General features: G+C 47.9%; 2 rRNA genes. Both read right to left on the reverse strand.

What is annotated here, in order from left to right:
* Positions 1–2 precede the first annotated feature (2 nt).
* Positions 3–118: ribosomal RNA gene (rrf, locus tag NBG71_RS18730) — 5S ribosomal RNA — on the reverse strand.
* 118 nt (positions 119–236) lie between these two features.
* A 23S ribosomal RNA gene (locus NBG71_RS18735) occupies positions 237–317 on the reverse strand; the annotation flags it as partial.

The following is a 317-nucleotide window of genomic DNA, read 5'->3' on the forward strand; positions in this document are numbered from 1 at the left end:
ATGCCTGGCAGTTCCCTACTCTCACATGGGGAGGCCCCACACTACCATCGGCGCTACAACGTTTCACTTCTGAGTTCGGCATGGATTCAGGTGGGTCCGCTGCGCTATGGCCGCCAAGCAAATTCTGTTTAATTACCCGTTATTTTGTATCTCTACGCTATAACCAGCAATGTTCAATCTTAAACAAGCTTACTTCATCTACTGTCGTCTCTCAGACAAAACACCTTCGGTGTTGTCAGGTTAAGCCTCACGGTTCATTAGTACTGGTTAGCTCAACGTATCGCTACGCTTACACACCCAGCCTATCAACGTCTTAG

It is taken from the genome of Proteus sp. FZP2095 (assembly GCF_023701425.1).
Classification (GTDB): domain Bacteria; phylum Pseudomonadota; class Gammaproteobacteria; order Enterobacterales; family Enterobacteriaceae; genus Proteus; species Proteus cibarius.